Source organism: uncultured Eubacterium sp. (genome assembly GCF_934525195.1).
Classification (GTDB): Bacteria; Bacillota; Clostridia; order Oscillospirales; family Acutalibacteraceae; genus Eubacterium_R.
Genome location: NZ_CAKSZA010000002.1, coordinates 1 through 20,013, shown reverse-complemented (window position 1 = coordinate 20,013; position 20,013 = coordinate 1). Strand labels below are relative to the sequence as shown.

At 40.0% G+C, this 20,013-nt stretch carries 17 protein-coding genes; 11 read left to right on the top strand and 6 right to left on the bottom strand.

Annotation, left to right across the window (positions count from 1 at the left end):
- Positions 1–7 precede the first annotated feature (7 nt).
- The 10 genes from Q0E03_RS02060 to rhaD all read left to right on the top strand — a co-directional run bounded on the left by Q0E03_RS02060 (position 8) and on the right by rhaD (position 12,143).
- Positions 8–1,306 (top strand): glycoside hydrolase family 1 protein, encoded by a 1,299-nt coding sequence (locus tag Q0E03_RS02060; RefSeq protein ID WP_297128941.1) that lies wholly within the window; start codon positions 8–10, stop codon positions 1,304–1,306.
- A gap of 29 nt (positions 1,307–1,335) precedes the next feature.
- Positions 1,336–2,793, top strand: coding sequence for an MFS transporter (locus Q0E03_RS02055; RefSeq protein WP_297128939.1), 1,458 nt, complete (start codon positions 1,336–1,338; stop codon positions 2,791–2,793).
- 124 nt (positions 2,794–2,917) lie between these two features.
- Positions 2,918–3,592 (top strand): SGNH/GDSL hydrolase family protein, encoded by a 675-nt coding sequence (locus tag Q0E03_RS02050; RefSeq protein WP_297128937.1) that lies wholly within the window; start codon positions 2,918–2,920, stop codon positions 3,590–3,592.
- Positions 3,579–6,179: a family 78 glycoside hydrolase catalytic domain gene (locus Q0E03_RS02045; RefSeq protein ID WP_297128935.1), complete on the top strand. Its 2,601-nt coding sequence runs from the start codon at positions 3,579–3,581 to the stop codon at positions 6,177–6,179. Before Q0E03_RS02050 ends, Q0E03_RS02045 begins: the two co-directional genes overlap by 14 nt.
- A gap of 12 nt (positions 6,180–6,191) precedes the next feature.
- Positions 6,192–7,208, top strand: a complete 1,017-nt coding sequence (locus tag Q0E03_RS02040; protein ID WP_297128933.1) for an NAD(P)-dependent oxidoreductase — start codon at positions 6,192–6,194, stop codon at positions 7,206–7,208.
- A gap of 1 nt (position 7,209) precedes the next feature.
- On the top strand, positions 7,210–7,758 hold the full coding sequence (locus tag Q0E03_RS02035) for an NAD(P)-dependent oxidoreductase (RefSeq protein WP_297128931.1): 549 nt from the start codon (positions 7,210–7,212) through the stop codon (positions 7,756–7,758).
- An 8-nt stretch (positions 7,759–7,766) separates the two neighbouring features.
- Entirely contained in the window at positions 7,767–8,732 is a 966-nt protein-coding gene (locus Q0E03_RS02030; RefSeq protein WP_297128929.1) for a hypothetical protein, read from the top strand.
- Positions 8,729–10,090 carry a rhamnulokinase family protein gene (locus Q0E03_RS02025; protein WP_297128927.1) on the top strand — a complete coding sequence of 454 codons (1,362 nt, stop codon included), beginning with the start codon at positions 8,729–8,731 and terminating at the stop codon, positions 10,088–10,090. The genes Q0E03_RS02030 and Q0E03_RS02025 overlap by 4 nt, the downstream gene beginning before the upstream one ends.
- Positions 10,091–10,092: 2 nt before the next feature.
- A complete protein-coding gene (locus Q0E03_RS02020; protein ID WP_297128925.1) occupies positions 10,093–11,331 on the top strand; it encodes an L-rhamnose isomerase in 1,239 nt (412 codons plus the stop codon).
- On the top strand, positions 11,328–12,143 hold the full coding sequence (rhaD, locus tag Q0E03_RS02015; RefSeq protein ID WP_297128922.1) for a rhamnulose-1-phosphate aldolase: 816 nt from the start codon (positions 11,328–11,330) through the stop codon (positions 12,141–12,143). The genes Q0E03_RS02020 and rhaD overlap by 4 nt, the downstream gene beginning before the upstream one ends.
- Positions 12,144–12,261: 118 nt before the next feature.
- On the opposite strand, the gene xylB is transcribed toward rhaD, so the two are convergent.
- From xylB to Q0E03_RS02000, 3 genes are read right to left on the bottom strand one after another with little or no spacing between them, the layout of a single operon-like run.
- On the bottom strand, positions 12,262–13,704 hold the full coding sequence (xylB, locus tag Q0E03_RS02010; RefSeq protein ID WP_297128919.1) for a xylulokinase: 1,443 nt from the start codon (positions 13,702–13,704) through the stop codon (positions 12,262–12,264).
- Positions 13,705–13,714: 10 nt separating this feature from the next.
- On the bottom strand, positions 13,715–15,028 hold the full coding sequence (gene xylA / locus Q0E03_RS02005; RefSeq protein ID WP_367270212.1) for a xylose isomerase: 1,314 nt from the start codon (positions 15,026–15,028) through the stop codon (positions 13,715–13,717).
- Positions 15,029–15,064: 36 nt separating this feature from the next.
- Entirely contained in the window at positions 15,065–15,280 is a 216-nt protein-coding gene (locus Q0E03_RS02000; protein ID WP_297128917.1) for a hypothetical protein, read from the bottom strand.
- Between the two features lie 73 nt (positions 15,281–15,353).
- Between Q0E03_RS02000 and Q0E03_RS01995 the strand changes: the two genes are divergently transcribed.
- Positions 15,354–16,121, top strand: a complete 768-nt coding sequence (locus Q0E03_RS01995) for an AraC family transcriptional regulator (RefSeq protein ID WP_297128913.1) — start codon at positions 15,354–15,356, stop codon at positions 16,119–16,121.
- 88 nt (positions 16,122–16,209) lie between these two features.
- Here the strand turns inward: Q0E03_RS01995 and Q0E03_RS01990 are convergent, their stop codons facing one another.
- The 3 genes from Q0E03_RS01990 to Q0E03_RS01980 all read right to left on the bottom strand — a co-directional run bounded on the left by Q0E03_RS01990 (position 16,210) and on the right by Q0E03_RS01980 (position 19,882).
- Entirely contained in the window at positions 16,210–18,003 is a 1,794-nt protein-coding gene (locus Q0E03_RS01990) for an oleate hydratase (RefSeq protein WP_297128911.1), read from the bottom strand.
- A gap of 122 nt (positions 18,004–18,125) precedes the next feature.
- On the bottom strand, positions 18,126–18,695 hold the full coding sequence (locus Q0E03_RS01985) for a TetR/AcrR family transcriptional regulator (RefSeq protein WP_297128908.1): 570 nt from the start codon (positions 18,693–18,695) through the stop codon (positions 18,126–18,128).
- Positions 18,696–19,252: 557 nt separating this feature from the next.
- Entirely contained in the window at positions 19,253–19,882 is a 630-nt protein-coding gene (locus tag Q0E03_RS01980) for a YitT family protein (RefSeq protein WP_297128906.1), read from the bottom strand.
- Between the last annotated feature and the right edge of the window lie 131 nt (positions 19,883–20,013).

Sequence of the window (20,013 nt, the reverse complement as noted above, 5' to 3'; positions counted from 1 at the left end):
AGAAAATATGAAAAACAAATTCAGAGATGATTTTTTATGGGGCGCAGCGACTGCCTCGGCACAGATTGAGGGCGGATGGAACGAAGGTGGCAGAACGCCAAGCATTTGGGATTTGACACCAAATGGCAAAATCAAAGGCAATGCCGACTGCCATACCGCCTGCGACCATTTTCACAGAGTTAAGGAAGATGTTGCCTTGATGAAAGAAATGGGGCTTAAATCCTATCGCTTTTCAATAAGCTGGTCAAGAATTCAGCCGAGGGAAAACGAAATCAATCAAAAGGGCTTAGACTTTTACATAAATTTGGTTGACGAATTAAGAAAAGCAGACATTGAACCGCTTGTGACAATTTATCATTGGGATTTGCCGATTTGGGTGCATCAAAAGGGCGGATTTTTGAGTGAGGAAATCATACCGCTTTTTGAAAAATACACAAAGATTGTTGTAGATGCCTTGTCGAATAAGGTTACCTATTGGATACCGATGAACAAGCCTCAATGCTTTATAATGCTTGGCTATTGCTATGCGGTGCACGCTCCGTTCAAGTTCGGTCTGCAAAACATTCCAAAGGCATCTCGAATTTGTATGCTTGCACACGCTGTATCTGTAAAAGCCATTCGCAAGTATGCAAAAACACCTCCGAAAATCGGTATCGCTATGGCGGCAGGAGCGTTTATTCCTCAAAATGAAAGTAAAGAAGAAATTGAAAAAGCAAGGCACAAAACCTTTAATTCCGGCATTGGGCTTATGAACAATCATTGGTGGTCTGACCCGATTTTGCTTGGCAAACCGGTTACGGCATACGGCGTTTTCAAAACACACGAACGGGATATGGCAGAGATTTATCAACCGCTTGATTTTGTGGGACTGAATGTGTATCAGCCGTACGGAGTGTCTAAGCGCAAGCTGGACGACAGCCAAAAAACAAGTATGGGCTGGGCGATTGACGGCGATGTGCTTTATTGGACGATCAGGTTTTACAGCGAACGCTATCACCTGCCTGTTATGGTGACGGAAAACGGAATGGCAGACAATGACTGCGTGGGCACAAACGGCAAGGTACATGATGACAAGAGAATTGCATTTTTGCGTGATTATCTCGGCTGTGTAAAACGAGCAGTAAACGAAGGTATTGACGTACTCGGCTATCAGCATTGGTCGCTTATGGATAATTTCGAGTGGACGCACGGCTACACACCACGCTTTGGGTTAATCCATATTGATTACAAAACACAAAAAAGAACGCTTAAAGATTCGGCTCATTTCTATAAAGAAGTGATTGAATCGAACGGCGAAATACTTTAACAAACAAAAATCAATAAAGGGGAAAAATTATGACAAACAAATTAAACACACCCTTGCTCAACAGCAGGGTGAAAAGTGATAATGTAAAGAAAAGTGAAAAATGGCTGGGTTATTTGCTCGGTCCGTCGGGAGCGTTGCTTCTCAACGCCGTGCTTGCAACATATCTGAATGTGTACTACACGGATGTGTTAAAGCTGACAACAATTTGGGGCGGTGCATTTTTGACCGTGTTCCCGATTATTTCAAAGATAATTGACGCAATCACCAATGTGATTATGGGCTACATAATCGACCACACTAAAACAGCACAGGGCAAAGCCCGCCCGTGGCTTTTGCTTTCCGCTCCGCTTCTTTTAATCAGCGGCATTTTGCTTTTTACCGTTCCGCAGAGCAATGAAACCGTGCAGGTAATTTGGGTAATGCTGTCCTATAATCTGTTCTATTCGTTTGCCTATACCATTTACAATATGAGCCATAATCTTATGGTGCCTTTGTCAACAAGAAACACCGAACAAAGAGGCTCACTTTCTGTATTTAATCAGATTTCAACAATTATGATGAGCGGCATTATAGTTGCTCTCATCTTCCCAATGCTCATTATGCCACATCTTGGCGTTGACAAATCAAAGTGGATTGTTACTATGAGCATTTTGTCCTGCCTTGCTTTACCGCTTACTCTTATGGAATATTACTTCACCAAAGAGCGTGTAACAATGGAGGACATCAACAAGAAAGAGGAGAAGAAAATCCCGTATAAAAATCTTCTCAAGGCAATTTTTACAGACAAATATATGGTGCTGATTTTGCTCTATTTCTTGATTTACACAGTCGGTACACAATTCAAAAACCTCGGTCTTGTGTATTTCTGCAACTATGTTCTCGGTACTTACAACGACGGCAAAACACAAACAATGATTTCCGTTATCGGCGGTATTCCGATGGGTATCGGTATCTTTGCCGTTTGGCCTCTTGCAAAGAAATTCGGCAAGCGCAATCTCACTATGGCAGGCTTTGTGCTGTATGCAATCGGCAGTGCGATTTGCTGGATTTTCCCAACAAATATGGTAATTGTTCTTATAGGCCAATTCATCAAGAATATCGGCGGACTTCCTTGCTCATATGTATTTATGGCGCTGTTTGCAGATGTGCTTGATCATTTGGAATGGAAAAACAGCTTTAGATGCGACGGCATTGCAATGTCTATTTTCAACATCATTGCAGTTACAAGCGTCGGAATTGTTACAGGACTTTTCAATATGCTCCTTTCAAAATGCGGATATGTTGCACCGTCTATCATCAACGGCGAAACCGTGGCTGCCGTTCAAAATGTTGCAACAAAGAACGCAATCACATTCTCATTCGTGGGACTTGAAAGTATTACTGCAATTATTCTTATCGTAATTCTTGCATTTATCAATGTTGAAAAGCAAATCAACAAGGAGCAGGCAGAAATTAAAGCAAGGAAAGAAAAAGAAAATGAAGAGTAAAATAATAAAAACAGTCTCGATTCTTTCAGCGATAATAATTTTTATTGTTGCTTGGCTTGCTTTTTGCGGATATCAGTGGGGCTGGGGGCCTTTTTTAAGCCTGCATAATTATAAAACAGCCTCATTGTTGGGTAATGCGGAAGAATACTCACTAAATAAAGCAGAAATAATCAGCGAAAGCCCATTAAAAAACAAAAAGATTATTTTTCTCGGTTCATCGGTAACATACGGTGCGGCTTCCGGCGGTGTATCATTTGCCGATTACATAGGCAAAGAAAACGAATGTACTGTGCTTAAAGAGGCCGTATCGGGAACTACTCTTGTTGATGAAGGCGTTAGTTCATATATATCAAGACTCAAGAAATCGGATGAAGATAATGCTGATATTTTTGTTTGCCAGCTTTCAACAAATGACGCAACGCAGAAAAAAGAACTCGGCCAAGTAATCGAATCAAAAAACATTGATGATTTCAATACAAAAACCGTGGCAGGAGCAATTGAATATATAGTTGCGTTTGCCAAGAATAAATGGGATTGTCCTGTTGTTTTCTACACAAATCCCAAATACGAAAGCGAAGAATATCAAAAAATGGTTGATATTCTTTACCAAGTAAAAGATAAATGGAATATTGAAATTATAGATATGTGGAACGATGCCGACTTTAACAATATTTCGGATGAGCAAAGAAATCTTTATATGGCAGATAAAATTCATCCCACAAAAGCAGGCTATCTTGAATGGTGGACACCTGTATTTAATCAAAAACTTACAGAGGTAATTGAAAATGAAAGCAATTAACATAAAAACAGAATACCTGAAAAATCCTTTGGGTATTGATATAGAAAACCCTCGTGTTATGTGGAACTGCGAGGGAAGTGTAACTCAAACTGCGTATCAAATCGTTACAGATGATTGGGACAGCGGCAAGGTTGAATCAAATTCTATGCGTGCCGTTATCCCGGCAAAATTTGAAAAAGGCAAAAGAGTTACTTTCAAAATCAAGCTTTGGGACGAAAACGACACCGATGGCGAGTTCAGCGAAGAAAACTTCTTTGAATACGGTATCAAAAACTGGTCGGCAAAGTGGATTACCGGCAACTATGAGGTAGACAAAAAAGGCTACGAAAAGCAGGCGAAAATAGACAAATCATTTTTCCTTTCAGGCATAAATTTTGTTGCAACAGCAAACAAGCCGGAACCCGACCGCTTCCCTGTTGACTGCTTCAAAAAGGAATTCGTGGCGAAAAAAGAAGTTGAATCAGCAAGGCTTTACGCAACTGCCTGCGGCATTTATTCGGCTTACATAAACGGCAAAAAGGTTTCTATGCCTCTTGCACCGGGCGTAACGGATTACAGAAAGCGAGTGCAATACCAAACCTATGATGTCACAAATTTAATAAAGGAAAGCAACATCATTAACATTGACCTTGCAGACGGTTGGTATCGTGGCTCGGTCGGTGCTTGGGGACTTAAAAATCAATACGGCTGCGAAACAAAAATTCTTGCACAGCTTGAAATTCAATACACAGACGGCACAACGGACAAGGTTGCAACAGACAGCTCTTGGCTTTGGTCAAATGACGGCGCAATTTCTTTTGCAGACAACAAGGACGGCGAAATTGTTGATGCAAACAAAGTTCCAACCTATTACACAAGGGCAAAACTCACATTACATAATGTTGTGCCGACCGCTTCAAACAATGTTCCTATTGCGGAAAAAGAAATCTTTAAGGGCGAGATGACAACGTCTCCCAGCGGAAAGAAATTGATTAATTTCAAACAGAATATGGCAGGCTATGTATCCTTCAAAATCAATGCCAAAAAGGGACAGAAAATCACGCTTCGTTTTGGCGAAATGCTTGACGAAAAGGGAGAGTTGACACTGAAGAACATTCAATGCTCAAACAAAAAAATCACCACACCTTTGCAAACAATTAAATACACTTGCAAGGACGGTGTAAACGAATACAAGCCAAACTTTGCAATTTTCGGCTTTACTTATATGGAAATTGACACGGATATTGAGGTATCGGCAGATGATTTCACAGCTATTGCGGTTTATTCGGATATGGAAGAAACAGGATTTTTCACTTCCTCCAACGAATTGCTCAACAAATTTGTAAGCGCAACAAAGTGGTCAACAAAATCAAACAGCGTTGATTTGCCTACCGATTGCCCCACAAGAGAGCGACACGGCTGGACGGGCGACGCACAGATTTTCTTCAACACGGCGGCTTATCTTTTTGATTATGCCACATTCAGCGAAAAATACATTCGTGATGTATACGATTGGCAACAGAAAGACGGAAAGTTACCGCAAATCGTTCCGTACGGTGGCGTTGATTTCTTTATGTCGTGGATGAACGGCTCGGTCGGTTGGTCGGATGTGGGCGTACTTCTCCCCTATCGTTTTTGGAAGATTTACAATGACGACTGCCTAATTCAAAAATACTACAACGGTATGGTGAAATACGCAAAGTTTATGATTTCCCGATGTGGAAAATGGACGCCGCTCAAACACAACATTCAGCTTTCGGGCAAAAACAGAAAATATTTTGTAAACTTCGGTCAGTCCTACGGTGAATGGGCAGAACCAAAGGATGTTTTTCCAAACGATTGGAAAAATACCGTATTGCCGAATCCCGAGGAATCAACTGCATACACATCATACATTATGTCGTTGATGTGCGAGATTGCAAAATATATGAACGACAGCCGGAATTTGCCGTTATTTGAGGAATACAAAAAGGGCTGCGCAGAAGCGTACAGAGAGTTGATTACCAAAAACGGTTATTCAATCGACACCGACCGTCAGGCAAAACTTGTGCGTCCGCTTTATATGCACCTGCTTGATGAAAAATCAACGGAATTTGCCAAGAAACGACTTATCAAGGCACTTGATAATTACGGTTGGAGACTCGGCACGGGCTTTTTGTCAACTCCGTTCATTCTTGATGTACTTGCGGATATGAACATTGAATATGCCTACAAGCTCCTTGAAAACGAAAAGATGCCGGGCTGGCTCTTTATGGCTAAAATGGGTGCAACAACCATTTGGGAATCCTGGGAAGGAACACAGGCACAGGGCGGAATTGCCTCCCTCAACCACTATTCAAAGGGTGCTGTTTGCGAATGGCTGTTCAGAACAATGTGCGGAATAAATGTCAGCGGTGAAAACCATTTTGTCATTAAGCCACAGCCGGGCGGGCACTTCACCGTTGCAAATGCACAGTACAACAGCGTTTTCGGCGAGGTTAAATCAGGCTGGGAAATAAAGGACGGCAAAACAGTTTATACAATCGAAATTCCTGCAAACTGCACGGCAGATATAATTTTGCCAAACGGCGAAAAGCAAACAGTTACAGCAGGTAAACATATATTTTAGGAGGACAGAATTATGAAAATTTGTATGATCGGAGGCACAGGACTGCTTGGCAGTCAGGGTGCCGCAGAATTGATTTCAAGAGGTCACCAGGTAAAAGCCATTGCGTTGCCTCCCCTTCCCCAAGGTGCGGTTTTGCCGCCGGAAATGGAAATTTCCTACGGCAATTACCTGGAAATGAACGATGATGAAGTAAAGAAAATGTTTGAGGGTTGCGAGGGCTTTGTGTTTGCGGCAGGCGTTGACGAAAGAGTTGAGGGTCCTGCACCGATTTATGACCTTTACAAAAAATACAACATTGATCCTGTAAAGCGTTTGCTTAAAATCGCAAAAGAATGCGGAGTTAAGCATTGTGTTGTACTTGGCTCGTATTTTTCGTATTTTGCAAAGGCAAGACCGCAAATGCACCTTACAGAATATCACCCATATATCCGTTCTCGTATCAACCAAGAAAAGGTTGCCATGAGCTTTGCGGATGAAAATTTTGATGTGGCTGTGCTTGAACTTCCGTACATTTTCGGCACACAGCCGGGCAGAAAGCCTGTTTGGGTTTTCCTTGTTGAAAGTATTCGCAAAATGCCGGGCGTGACTATGTGGCCAAAGGGCGGCTCAACCATGGTAACGGTAAAGCAGGTTGGTCAGGCAATCGCAGGTGCCATTGAACGCAACAAGGGCGGCAACTGCTATCCTATCGGCTACTACAATCTCACTTGGAAAGAAATGCTTACCATTTGCCACAAGCATCTCGGTTGTCCAAATAAAAAGATAATCACTATTCCCGATTGGATGTACGGTATGGCAGGCAAAAGCCTTGTAAAACAGCAGAAAAAAGACGGTATTCAGGGCGGACTGGATATGATTAAATTTACAGAGCTTCAATGCTCAAATCAGTTTATTGACAAAAAGCTTGGATGTATTCCGCTTGGTGTTAAACCTGATGATATAGATTCTGCAATCGGCGATAGCGTAAAACTTTGCGTGGATATTTTGGACGGCAAGGCAAAAAACATTGTGGCAATGAAGGGTGAATAATATGGAAAAGAAAACAGTATTTTTAACAGGTGCTTGTGGTGGAATGGGCTTTCAAGGTCTTACAAGAATGTTAAAGGACGGCGATAGTTACAACACTCTCGTGCTTGTTCGTGACAGCGATAAAAACAGAACTATGCTCGCTCCGTATATGTCATACGAAAATTTGCAAATTGTTTGGGGCGACCTCAACGATTACGACACCGTGTACAAATGCGTTGAAAAATCGGATTTGATTTTGCATGTGGCAGCTTTTGTTTCTCCGCAGGCGGATTATAATCCACAAAAGGCAATGCAGGTAAACTACGGCTCAACAAAAAATCTGATCACCGCAATCAAGGAGCAAGGCAGAGAAAACGAAGTTAAGTTTGTATATATCGGAACAGTTGCAGAAACAGGCGACCGTATGCCACCTATCCATTGGGGCAGAGTCGGTGACCCGATCAAACCGAGTATGTTTGATTACTACGCTGTTTCAAAGGTTGCCGCTGAAAGATATGTTATTGAAAGCGGGCTTAAATATTGGTTTCGCTTCATCAAACAGGCATTATAGGCCCTGCTATGAGCAAAATCCGTGACGCAATTATGTTCCACAACTGCTATGACAATGTGCTTGAATATGTGTCTGACAGGGACAGCGGCGTTCTACTTCGTAACCTTTCTTATCAAGATGCAACAGACACAATGGACACAGCGTTTTGGGGACATATCTACAATATCGGCGGTGGCGAAAAGTGCCGTGTATCAACAGCCGAAATGTTTGAAAGACTTTACGGCGACATCGGAATTAAAGACTTGTCGCTCATTCTCAAGCCTAAAATGCAGGCAACACGCAACTTCCACGGTCACTACTATTTAGACAGCGACAAGCTGGAACACTTTGTTCATTTTCAGCGTGACAGTATGGAATATTACTATGATTGCTACATCAAAGATTTGGGTGCAACAGCACCTATGGCAAAGGTAATGTGTAAGGTGCCTGGCGGCGAAAAACTGATGGCGACCGTTATGGGCAATATGTTCAACAAACTTGCAGACGGCGAGCATGGCACAAAGCATTTTATCGACTGCAATATGGAGGACAGAATCGAGGCATATTGGGGCAGTCGCAAGGCTTGGGAGGCTCTGCCTGAAAGCTACAACGACTTTAACCACTTCTTCGATTGGGACAAAAAGGTTGTTCTCGACCATGGCTATGACGAAACAAAGCCGGAAAGCGAACTGACCCTTGACGATATGAAAAGGGCGGCAATGTTCCGTGGCGGTGAATGTCTTTCAACAAAGATGAAAAAGGGCGATTGGTCAACACAACTTGAATTTAAGTGTGCATTCGGTCACACCTTTAAGGCAAGTCCTCGACTTGTTTTGGAGGGCGGACATTGGTGCGATGAATGCGAGCGTAAAAGCTGGAACTACGGTCAACGTGCAAAGGTTGACCCATTCTTTGCACAGGTTTGGGAACCACTTCACGAGGCAGACGAAATGAGAGAATATCCAAAAGAAGTATCGGAGCTTGATGTAAAATGACATATTATTTAGCCATAGACATCGGAGCGTCAAGCGGACGGCATATTCTTTCACATATTGAAAACGAAAGGCTTGTGCTTGAGGAGATTTATCGCTTTGACAATAATCTTTCGCAAAGCAAAGACGGACTTATTTGGGATATTGAAAGCCTGTTTAGCGAAGTATTAAACGGAATTAAGAAATGCAAGGAAATAGGCAAAATTCCTAAAAGTATCGCTATTGACACTTGGGGTGTTGACTATGTTTTGCTTGACGAAAACAAGAAAGAAATCAAGCCTTGCTATTGCTACCGTGACAGCAGAACAAACGCTGTTGTTGACGAGGTTGAAAACCTTGTCTCCCCTGCCCGGTTATATGCAAAAACGGGTATTCAAAAGCAGAATTTCAACACGATTTATCAGCTTTATGCAGACAAGAAAAACGGCAGACTTCAAAATGCAAAATACTTTTTGATGATGCCGGAATATCTTTCATTTAAGCTGACAGGCGTTTGCAAAAACGAATACACAAATGCTACAACTACAGGCTTGGTTAATGCTAAAACGAAAACTTGGGACTCTCAGATTATCCACGCACTCGGTTTGACGGAGGATTTTTTCAAACCCCTTTTTCTTCCGTCAAGCCTTGTGGGTGATTTGAGTGCGGATATTCAAAAAGCAGTCGGTTTTAATTGTGCTGTGCTTTTCGCACCGAGCCACGATACTGCAAGTGCCGTGTGTGCCTGCCCTATGGCAGACAATGATTTGTACATATCCTCAGGTACTTGGTCGCTTATCGGAACGGAAATCACCGAGCCGATTTTGAGTGATAATGCAAGACAACTCAATTTCACCAACGAGGGCGGAATTGATTACCGTTTTCGTTTTCTCAAAAACTACATGGGTATGTGGCTGTTCCAAAATATCAGGCGAAATCTTGACAAGTCGATGACTTATGACGAGATGATGGAACTTGCGAAAAATTGTGGAGAGTACAAATATTTTGATGTGAACGACAGCACGCTTGTTTCACCGAAAAATATGATTGACGCAATCGGCAAATTGATTGGAAGTGATGATTTAGGATTGATTCTCAATTCTGCCTATCATTCCCTTGCAAAGTCATATAGCGAAGCCGTGACGGAAATCGAAGCCGTAACAGGCAAAAGATTTAATGCAATTCATATTGTTGGCGGTGGCTGTCAGGATAAATACCTGAACGCCCTCACCCGTGATTACACAGGCAAAAGCGTAACGGCAGGACCGATTGAAGCAACAGCCACAGGCAATATTGTATCGCAGATTATGCGTGACAAAAAAATATCCCTTGCAGCAGCAAGAGATTTGATTAAAAATTCATTTTACATAAAGGAGATTTGACAATGTCCTATCTGGAAGCTAAAGAAAAATATGCCAAAATCGGAGTTGACACCGACAAGGCGATTGAAAAGTTAAAAACCGTACCTGTTTCACTTCATTGCTGGCAGGGTGATGATGTGGTAGGCTTTGACCAAAAAGGTGCGTTATCGGGCGGTATTCAAACTACCGGCAATTACATAGGCAGAGCAAGAACACCCGACGAGCTTATGGCGGATATTGACAAGGTCATAAGCCTTGTGCCGGGCAAAATGAAGTTGAATTTACACGCTTGCTATGCGATTTTTGACGAGGGCGAATTTGCCGACAGAAACGAGCTTGAACCAAAGCATTTTGCAAAGTGGGTTGACTTTGCAAAGAAAAGAAATATGGGTATCGACTTTAATCCCACATTCTTTTCTCACCCTATGGTAAAGGACAATTTGACTCTTTCTTCACCTGAGGAGAGTGTTCGTTCGTTTTGGGTTGAACATGGCAAAAGATGTCTTAAAATCGCAGAATATTTTGCAAACGAAACCGGTGAGCCTTGTGTTATGAACATTTGGATTCCTGACGGCTACAAGGATATTCCTGCCGACAGACTCACACCGAGAGAAAGATTCAAAAAATCACTTGATGAAATTCTCTCAATATCGTATGATAAAAGCAAGGTTTTTGTAACGCTTGAATCAAAAGTGTTCGGTATCGGACTTGAAAGTTATACGGTCGGTTCATCCGAATTCTGTATGAATTATGTTGCGAATAAGGGCATTACTCCGCTTATGGACAACGGACATTATCACCCGACAGAGCTTGTCAGCGACAAAATTTCGTCTATGCTTTTGTTCAACGAAAAATTGGCTTTGCACATCACCCGTGGCGTTCGTTGGGACAGCGACCATGTTGTTATTTTTGATGACGAAACAAAGGAGATTGCAAAGGAAATCGTAAGAGCAAACGCACTTGACAGAGTGTTCATCGCAACAGACTATTTTGATGCAAGCATAAACCGAATTTCTGCTTGGGTTACAGGTATCAGAAGCGTTGAAAAGGCTTTGCTTTATGCGCTTTTGGAGCCGAGCAACACAATGAAAGAATTACAAAACAATGCAGATTTTACTTCCCTTATGGTTATGCACGAAGAACTGAAAACTATGCCGTTTGGTGATGTTTGGACAGAATATTTGAAAGAAACAAACGCCCCTGCCGATTATCTTGCAGAGGCTAAAAAATACGAAAAAGAAGTATTGGAGAACAGACAATGAAAGACATTTTAACTTCCCCTTTTGTTCGTGAAATGTGCGACACAACGGCGAATATGTACCGCCTTGGTTGGGACGAACGAAACGGCGGAAACATCAGTTATTTGCTTGATGAAAACGAGGTTGCGGAGTATCTCGACCTTAACAATGTAATCAGAACAATTCCGACAGGATTTAACGCACCCGAACTTATCGGCAAGATTTTTATCGTTACAGGCACAGGCAAGTATTTCAAAAATGTGGAGAAAGACCCTGAAAACAATCTCGGCATTATTCGCATTGCGCAAGACGGCACAACGGCAGAACTGCTTTGGGGTTACAGCGACGGCGGAAAATTCACTTCCGAACTTCCTGCTCACTTGATGAGCCATATGGCACGCCTCAAGGTTGATCCCGAAAACAGAGTTGTTATGCACTCTCACCCGACAAACACCCTTGCCATGAACTATGTTCACGAGCTTGACGAGAAAAAAATAACGCACACACTTTGGGAAATGTGCACCGAGTGCATTGTTGTGTTCCCTGACGGCGTCGGTGTTCTTCCGTGGATGCTTTGCGGAACGAATGAAATCGGCGAAGCAACAGCAGAAAAGATGAAAGAGTTTAGGCTCGTCATCTGGAGCATGCACGGCATTTACGGTGCCGGCAAAACGATGGATGAAACCTTTGGACTTATCGAAACCGTTGAAAAGGCGGCGCAAATTTATATGCTCACCTGCAATATGCCAAGGGTGAACACAATCAAAGACAGCGAAATGCAACAGCTCGCCGAATACTTCGGAGTTGATTACAGAAAAGATTTTTTGAATTTATAAAATAAAAGGTGCAGTCATTCGACTGCACCTTTTTGTCTTTCTATAAATATCAATTTTGATGCTCTTGAAAAATAGCAAAACTTCCCGGAGTAAAACAGCGTAAAGAAAGAAGTAAATATCATTCTTTAATTTTAGGATACAGTTTAATCCATTTGCCGTACTTCTCATTATAATATTTCACGAATTGATTATTTGGCGTAATATGAACATAATCCGGCTCAATACTTGTTTTCAAGCGCTCGTATTCATCTCCAGTCAAGCAGGCGTTTGCGCCAAGCAAAGCAGCACCCAAAACAGCTCCGTGTTCATTTTTCGGAAGCAGAATATTTATATTCAAAACAGAAGCAATGATTTTCACCCATTGTATATTTTTTGTTCCGCCTCCGCAAATCTTTGATGTATCTATATGTACACCTAAATCACGAATTATATTTAAATTCTGTCTAATCGCAAAGGCTACGCCTTCTAATACGGCAAGTGTCATTTCATCTTTTGTTGTATTAAGTGACAATCCAAAAAATGCACCGCGAATATTAGAATCGTTTATCGGAGAACGCTCTCCCATAAGATACGGCAAAAACATAACCGGACTTTTTCCTACATATTTTGAAAAATCATCATTATATGAAGATTTCGTTATATCTTCAATCCACCATTTTTGACAGCTCGCCGCCGACAAAATACAAGCAAGATAATGATATTTTCCAGTTGCAGAACAAAAAGTGTGAATTGCACCATTTGGTGCATAATTGAACACATCACTTGCAACAAAAACAGTACCGGATGTGCCCAAAGAAATGTTACAATCTCCGTTTTTTATTGTTTCTGTTCCGATTGCGGAGGCTGCATTGTCTCCTGCGCCGATAATGATTTTAACATTTTCCGACAGCCCGATTTCAGCTGCAACAGACTTTTTTAACGTTCCTACAACTTGATTGCTTTCATAAATTTTTGGTAAATTTTCTTCGCTTATTCCGAGAATTTGAAGCATTGGTAACGACCAGCAGCGATTTTTTGTGTCAAAATACAATGTACCGGCAGCATCTGAACAATCTGTTGCAAAAACACCGCTGAGTTTATAAGATACATAATCTTTTGGCAGCATAACTTTTTGGATTTTTTTGAAGTTCGACGGTTCATTGTTTTTTACCCAAAGCAGTTTAGGAGCAGTAAAACCAGCAAAAGCAATGTTGCCCGTGTTATGCTGAAGTGTTTTTTTGCCTATAATATTATTCAAATACTCTGTTTCATGCACGCTCCTACTATCATTCCATAAAATAGCCGGGCGAATCACTTGGTCTTTATCATCAAGCATAACCAAACCGTGCATTTGACCTGAAAAAGCAATAGACACAACATTGCTTTTTTCTATATCGGATACAAGCTCTTTGAGTACGGAAATACACGACTCATACCAATCCTGCGGATTTTGCTCACACCAACCGTCATGAGGATAATATACCGGATAATCTTTCGATGCAGTCTTGATTATGCTGCTTTCAGACAACAGAATACCCTTTACGGCAGATGTTCCTATATCCAAACCTATAAAATATCTCATTTGTACTTCCTCATCCAAATAAAACCCGGTTAATCTCGCTTTGAATTTTTTCTTGATTGCCGGAACAAGGAGTCATACAAGTCTTTTTGTCACAGGCTATCTTTGATAATTGAGCTAAAGAGATGTTACCGCTTCTGATTTTTTGACCTAATTCAGAATCAAAAGAAGCATATTTTTCTTTAATCACGCCATCAATTATTTGATTTTCTATAATTTCAGCAGCTTTTATCAAACCCAGAGCGAATGTATCCATACCGAGAATATAACCATAGAACATATCTTCAGGTGTATTGCTTGTTCTTCGATTTTTGGCATCAAAGTTAAATCCGCCCGTCAATCCGCCGTTTTTAAGAACCTCGTACATACACATTGTTGCACTGTAAACATCAAACGGGAATTCATCCGTATCCCATCCCAAAAGCATATTTCCTTGATTTGCATCAATAGAGCCAAGCATACCGTTTATTGCGGAAACTCTTAATTCGTGCTGGAAGGTATGACCTGCCAATGTGGCATGATTTGCTTCGATATTCATTTTGAAATCTTTATCAAGACCGAATTGGCGTAAGAATCCTATTGCGGTTGCCGCATCAAAATCATATTGATGTGTCATCGGTTCTTTCGGCTTAGGTTCAATATAAAAATCACCGTCAAATCCAATGCTGCGACCATAATCAACAGCCATATGCATAAGCGAAGCAATATTTTCCTGTTCAAATTTGACATCTGTATTTAACAGGGTTTCATACCCTTCTCGTCCGCCCCAAAAAACATAGCCTTTGCCTCCGAGTTTAACGGTAATGTCAAGAGCCTTCTTAATTTGAGCAGCGGCAAAGCAATATACATCAACATCATTGGTACTGCCGGCACCGTTCATAAATCTCGGATTACCAAACATATTAGCCGTACCCCAAAGGCACTTAATATCCGTGCCTTTCATTTTTTCCAAAATATAGTCAGAGATTTCATCCAGACGCTGATTGGTAACATTTATATCAGCATCTTCGGGAACTAAATCGACATCGTGGAAACAAAAATATTTGATTCCGAGTTTTTGCATAAATTCAAAGCCTGCATCCACTTTTGCTTTTGCATGCTCCATTGTGCCCGGTTTTGCACCAAAAGATTTATCGGCGGTGCCTACACCGAACATATCCACACCGTTTGCTCCTAAATTATGCCACCACGCCATTGCAAACGGTAAATGCTCGCTCATCTTTTTACCGAGAATAACTCGGTTAGGGTCATAGAACTTAAACGCAAGCGGATTTGTACTTTTCTCGCCCTCATAATTTACCTTTTTTACAAAATCAAAATATTCCATAATACTCTTCCTTTACTAAATATAATTATTATTCTATCAAAGTGAAAAATCAAATGCATTTGCCATTGCACCTTCACTGTCTTGACCGACATAGAATGTATAGTTATTTTCTAAATACCATTCCTTACATAATTGTTCGGAAACCTCTTTTAAGATTTTATCGTTAGGATTTTGTTGATACAGTTTAACCGCTTCAGAATAATTTACAACACTACTCCTTTCAAAGAAATAATTTTGCTTTTCTAATTCCATTATATAATGATTTTATTGACGAAAAAAGAAATATATTTTATAATAATAGAAATATTTTTGCATGGTGAGATATATGATTTTTTATGAAACGCACAGAAGTTCAAAAGGTGAATATCTCTATAATCAGTTTGACAAAAATCTGAACTTTCAAAAACATACGCATTGCAGTTATGAAATTGTATTTTGTTTAGGCGGTTGCTTAATATGCGAAGTTGGTAACACAGAATATGAACTGCATAAGGGCGATGGTTTACTGATTCTTCCGGGTTATATTCATTCTTATCGTACGCCTGAAAAAAGCGAAAACTATATTTGTGTTTTTTCTACCGATCTTGTTTACTCATTTTACGAAAAAACAAAGATGAAATCACTCACAAACACCACATTCTCGTTTGATAACCGGAATGATATTGATATTTTAACAGATGAAAACAGAAGTATTTTTGCAAAGCAGTCTGTCCTTTACAGACTTTGTGCCACAGTATTTGAGCAGAGTAAGATTGAAAGTATAGATCAATCATACTTTGCACTTACTAATTCTCTTTCTATGTACATCCAAAACAATTTCACAAAGAAATTAAGTCTGCAAGAAATAGCAAAAGAATTCGGTTATGATTACAGCTATCTTTCATCATTTTTTAATAAAAATTTCGACATGGATTTTGCCTCGTTCGTAAACAAATATCGAGTACAATATGCATGTGAATTATTAAAAAATTCAGATGATGACATAACACAAATCGGAATGAAATGCGGCTTTACAACTATCAGAAACTTTAACCTTGTTTTCAAAAAAGAAAAAGGTCAAACACCAAAAGAATATAGACAGCACTTAAAATAAAGCCATCCATAGAAGTTTAACTAATAAATCCTCATAAAATATTCAAATAGGGAGGCAATTCGATTTAAACTGCCTCCCATGCTTTTTATTATTTAATTAATCCGCTTTCTTTTAAAAACTGTTCCACATCAGTACCTTTAACCTTTTTCATCACTGTTTTGAGCAGGAGTTTTTCCTTGAATGAAAGAGGTACTTCGTCAATTGTCTTTTTGTCAATCGCATAATAACAAGCACGCAAAAGCTCTCTTACATCGTATTTACTGCCCCAAACTTCAGGCACGCCACGGTCAACATCAAGAAGTGTATACACGCTTTCCATACCTGTTCTGATTGAGTATTCGGTTGTGAAAATTGTATCTCTCGGAGTTTCTGCAAACTGACCGATGAACGCAAAGTTAACTGCTCCGTCAGGCACAACCTTTGGTCTGTCGCTCTCTTTTCTTGGCTGGAAGAAAGCGTTGATATATGGCATATAGCAGGTTGTAGTGTTGCAGGCATTTTTTGCAAGGTAATCAATTTTGCTGTCGTCAATTCCGATATGATAAAGCCACTCACGGCAAACTTCTTCGCCCGTGCAATTTCGGATTGCCTTTTTAACATAATTGCCCTCTTTGTTTGTGTTAAGAGCATAAAGCCAAACGAGAACGGTGTTTTTGTCCTGTGCTTTAAATTGAGGTTGACGGTTGATTGTCCAAGAAAGATACCAATTTTCCGTGCTGTCTTTAACAGTTACGATACCACCGGTTGTTACTTTGCCCTCACGAGGATCACGCTTGCAAACATTGATGATGTGCTTGATTATCTCTTCGTCAGATGTTTGAACAGTTGCACTCATCCAGTTTGTTGCTTCAACATCATTGCAAAATGCGTCAGGATTGCCGTATTCATCGTGTTTAGCTTGCTTTGCAATGTTTTTCCACAAATCCCAAGATTCGCCGCATCCGTTTTTGATACCCGACAAATCGGGAGCGGTATTTTGGTCGCCGTAGCAAGATGTGTCTGTGCAACAACCGTTTGTAATAAATACAAGGTCATCTTCAATTAAATCAATGCTTTGCTCTTTGCCGTCTTTAACATAAACAATTTGCTTTGCAATCTTTTTGTCACCCTTGTTTTCAATCACAACATTTTTGACATCCATACCGAATTCGATTTTAACACCGTGTGATTCAAGATATTTTACAAGCGGCAAAATCATACTTTCGTATTGATTGTATTTGGTAAAACGAAGTGCACTGAAATCAGGCAAGCCGTCAATATGATGAACATAACGGCACAAATATCTTTTCATTTCAAGAGCACTTGACCAACGCTGAAAAGCAAACATAGTTTGCCAATAAAGCCAGAAATTTGTTGACCAGAACGAATCAGGCAGAACATCTGAAATCTTTTTGCCCTCAAGATCTTTTTCGGGTGTGATGAAAAGAGTTGAAAGTGCCATTGCAGATTCTTTGTCAAGCTTAAACTTTTTGTCGGTGTGGGCATCCTGACCTCTATTGATTGACGCACGGCAAAGAGAATAGTTAGGGTCGTGTTTGTTAAGCCAATAGTATTCATCGAGCACAGACACGCCCGGTGTTTCTATTGACGGCACATCTCTGAACATATCCCACATAACCTCAAAGTGGTTGTCCATTTCTCTGCCACCACGCATATAGAAGCCTTTTGTTACATCCTTTTTGCCGTCACAGCTACCGCCTGCCAGCTCAAGTTTTTCGAGCAAGTGAATGTGCTCGCCCTTCATTTGTCCGTCACGAACAAGATAGAATGCTGCGGCAAGTCCTGCAAGTCCTGTGCCGATAATATAAGCAGATTTTTTGTCAACATCCTTTGGCTTTTCCGGATGAGCAAATGCTTCATAAGTTCCTGATGAATAATACATAACAAAACCTCCTAAAATTTTTTTGTAATTTCATTATATTGTGTGCAATTAGTTTTAACAATAATCAAAAAAAGCACCGTGATAAGATTTTTATCACAGTGCAGAATTTGTAATTTTTTTAATCATTTTTGCGGTTTTGATAAATTAAAGCGTTTTAAAGCCGAGCCTATGTCACCGTCTAAAACGAGTGCAAGTCTTTCAACCAAATCTTCAGGCTTTTCTTTCATATCATCTTTAATCCAATCAAGCATAATGCCGACAAAGCAATAAGAATAAATTTTGGCAATGAATTTTTTGTCATCTTCACGAACACTTATGTTTACAGACTCTTCCTCAACAACACCCAAAAGCAAGTCGTCTGCAAGCGGTTTGAGATATTTTTCAACCTGTGCCTTGTCAACGCAGTTATAAACATTGACGATGAACGGCTTGTTTTCCTTGACGGCATAAAGAAGTGAGATAAGTCCTTGTTGCCAAGTGTCGTGTGTTTTTTGGTTTTCGATAGCCTTTTTTGCGTCTTCAAGGCACGCCCACTCAACAAGGTCATAAATATCCTGAAAATGATAGTAAAAAGTCATTCGATTTATTCCGCAGTCTTCTGCAATATCATTTATGGTTATCTTGTTCAACGGCTTTTTTAAAAGCAAATTTTTTAGCGAAGCCTCAAGTGCCCTTTTTGTAACTTGTGACATACTCATCACTCCGTATAATTTATATAATTAAGTTTAACATAATCAAATAGAATCTTCAAGAAAAAATGTTATATGTTAAATCTTCACGAGATGTTTATTGCGGTTATTAAACTTGCATTTAAAAATATGCAGAATTACACATTACAAATATATCATATCTTAACAAGCATACAAAGGAGTGGTTTGGCTCTGAGGAACAATACAATATGTTCTGCCGACGACTAAATGTTTTGAACCAAAAATTGATATAATTATATTAAAAGTAATATTTGAGCTGTAAATGGTTTTTGCTGTTTGCAGCTTTTTGTTTTTTAATAAATATCAAAGGATGGTAAAGGAGTACGCAAAGCCGTATTCTTTATTTATTCTTTTATAAAGATTTTCGTATTGACTCAAATTCTGATATTTTTTCATAAATACTTATGTTTCAATAATTTCTTGGCATTAAAAATCCTTCCTGATGTATATTCTACAACAAGAGGGCTCTTTTTTCTATTGTCCATTTTTTACGGACTTGTTCAAATCGAATTTCATCCTTTTTGAATGTCTTATCACTTTTAGGCTTGTATGAGAATTTTAAGAAATTTTTTTAAAATCTTTGATTTCTTAACAGTGATTACGGTTGCCTGAATTATCGGACCGGAGAGCAAAACGGTGGCAATTGTGCAAATTCCGAATTTACCGCCGAGCAAAACGCCGATAATTACCATTATAATATCAAGAACCATTCGTACGATTTTGATTTTCCACCCGTTTTTTTCGGCAAGCGAAAATGTGACTGCTTCATATGAGCCCCTGCCGAAATCAGCGGCGGAGTAAAGCCCCGTTCCGAACGAAAATATAGCAATGCCAAGCAGCATTATAACAAAATTAACCGCTTTAATATCTGTATAATGCTGAATTTTTGTGAATACATCCACGAAAAAGCTGTAAATAATTTGGTAAAGAATTGTGCCGACATTGATTTGCTTTCTGTCATAGAAAAAGGCAAAAATTATCATTGCCACAGCCACAACAAATGACGATGTGCCGATTGAAATACCTGTCACATTCGTCAACCCTTGCCACAATATCGCAAGTGTTGCGCCGCCGAAACCTGCGCCTATTGCAAGCGTAATTCCGTATGCGGATATTATTGATCCGATAACGATCATCAGCGTTTTTGTTGCATATTTTTTAAATTTCACATTATCACCTACAAAAAAATAAGACTGTAAACTCTGCTGTTGTGTTCAGAAACAGCAAAATTTATAGTCTTCATCAGCCGAGACAGCTTTATTTTTTTGATTATACACCCGAGCTTTTATAAAGTCAACGG

Excerpts from the sequence above, each read along its gene's own strand:
- xylB (WP_297128919.1), bottom strand. The coding sequence starts at position 13,704 with ATGAGATATTTTATAGGTTTGGATATAGGAACATCTGCCGTAAAGGGT.
- Q0E03_RS01985 (WP_297128908.1), bottom strand. The coding sequence starts at position 18,695 with ATGTCACAAGTTACAAAAAGGGCACTTGAGGCTTCGCTAAAAAATTTG.
- Q0E03_RS02025 (WP_297128927.1), top strand. The coding sequence starts at position 8,729 with ATGACATATTATTTAGCCATAGACATCGGAGCGTCAAGCGGACGGCAT.
- xylA (WP_367270212.1), bottom strand. The coding sequence starts at position 15,028 with ATGGAATATTTTGATTTTGTAAAAAAGGTAAATTATGAGGGCGAGAAA.
- Q0E03_RS02035 (WP_297128931.1), top strand. The coding sequence starts at position 7,210 with ATGGAAAAGAAAACAGTATTTTTAACAGGTGCTTGTGGTGGAATGGGC.
- Q0E03_RS02030 (WP_297128929.1), top strand. The coding sequence starts at position 7,767 with ATGAGCAAAATCCGTGACGCAATTATGTTCCACAACTGCTATGACAAT.
- Q0E03_RS02060 (WP_297128941.1), top strand. The coding sequence starts at position 8 with ATGAAAAACAAATTCAGAGATGATTTTTTATGGGGCGCAGCGACTGCC.
- Q0E03_RS02045 (WP_297128935.1), top strand. The coding sequence starts at position 3,579 with ATGAAAGCAATTAACATAAAAACAGAATACCTGAAAAATCCTTTGGGT.
- Q0E03_RS01995 (WP_297128913.1), top strand. The coding sequence starts at position 15,354 with ATGATTTTTTATGAAACGCACAGAAGTTCAAAAGGTGAATATCTCTAT.
- Q0E03_RS01990 (WP_297128911.1), bottom strand. The coding sequence starts at position 18,003 with ATGTATTATTCATCAGGAACTTATGAAGCATTTGCTCATCCGGAAAAG.
- Q0E03_RS02020 (WP_297128925.1), top strand. The coding sequence starts at position 10,093 with ATGTCCTATCTGGAAGCTAAAGAAAAATATGCCAAAATCGGAGTTGAC.
- rhaD (WP_297128922.1), top strand. The coding sequence starts at position 11,328 with ATGAAAGACATTTTAACTTCCCCTTTTGTTCGTGAAATGTGCGACACA.
- Q0E03_RS02040 (WP_297128933.1), top strand. The coding sequence starts at position 6,192 with ATGAAAATTTGTATGATCGGAGGCACAGGACTGCTTGGCAGTCAGGGT.
- Q0E03_RS02000 (WP_297128917.1), bottom strand. The coding sequence starts at position 15,280 with ATGGAATTAGAAAAGCAAAATTATTTCTTTGAAAGGAGTAGTGTTGTA.
- Q0E03_RS02055 (WP_297128939.1), top strand. The coding sequence starts at position 1,336 with ATGACAAACAAATTAAACACACCCTTGCTCAACAGCAGGGTGAAAAGT.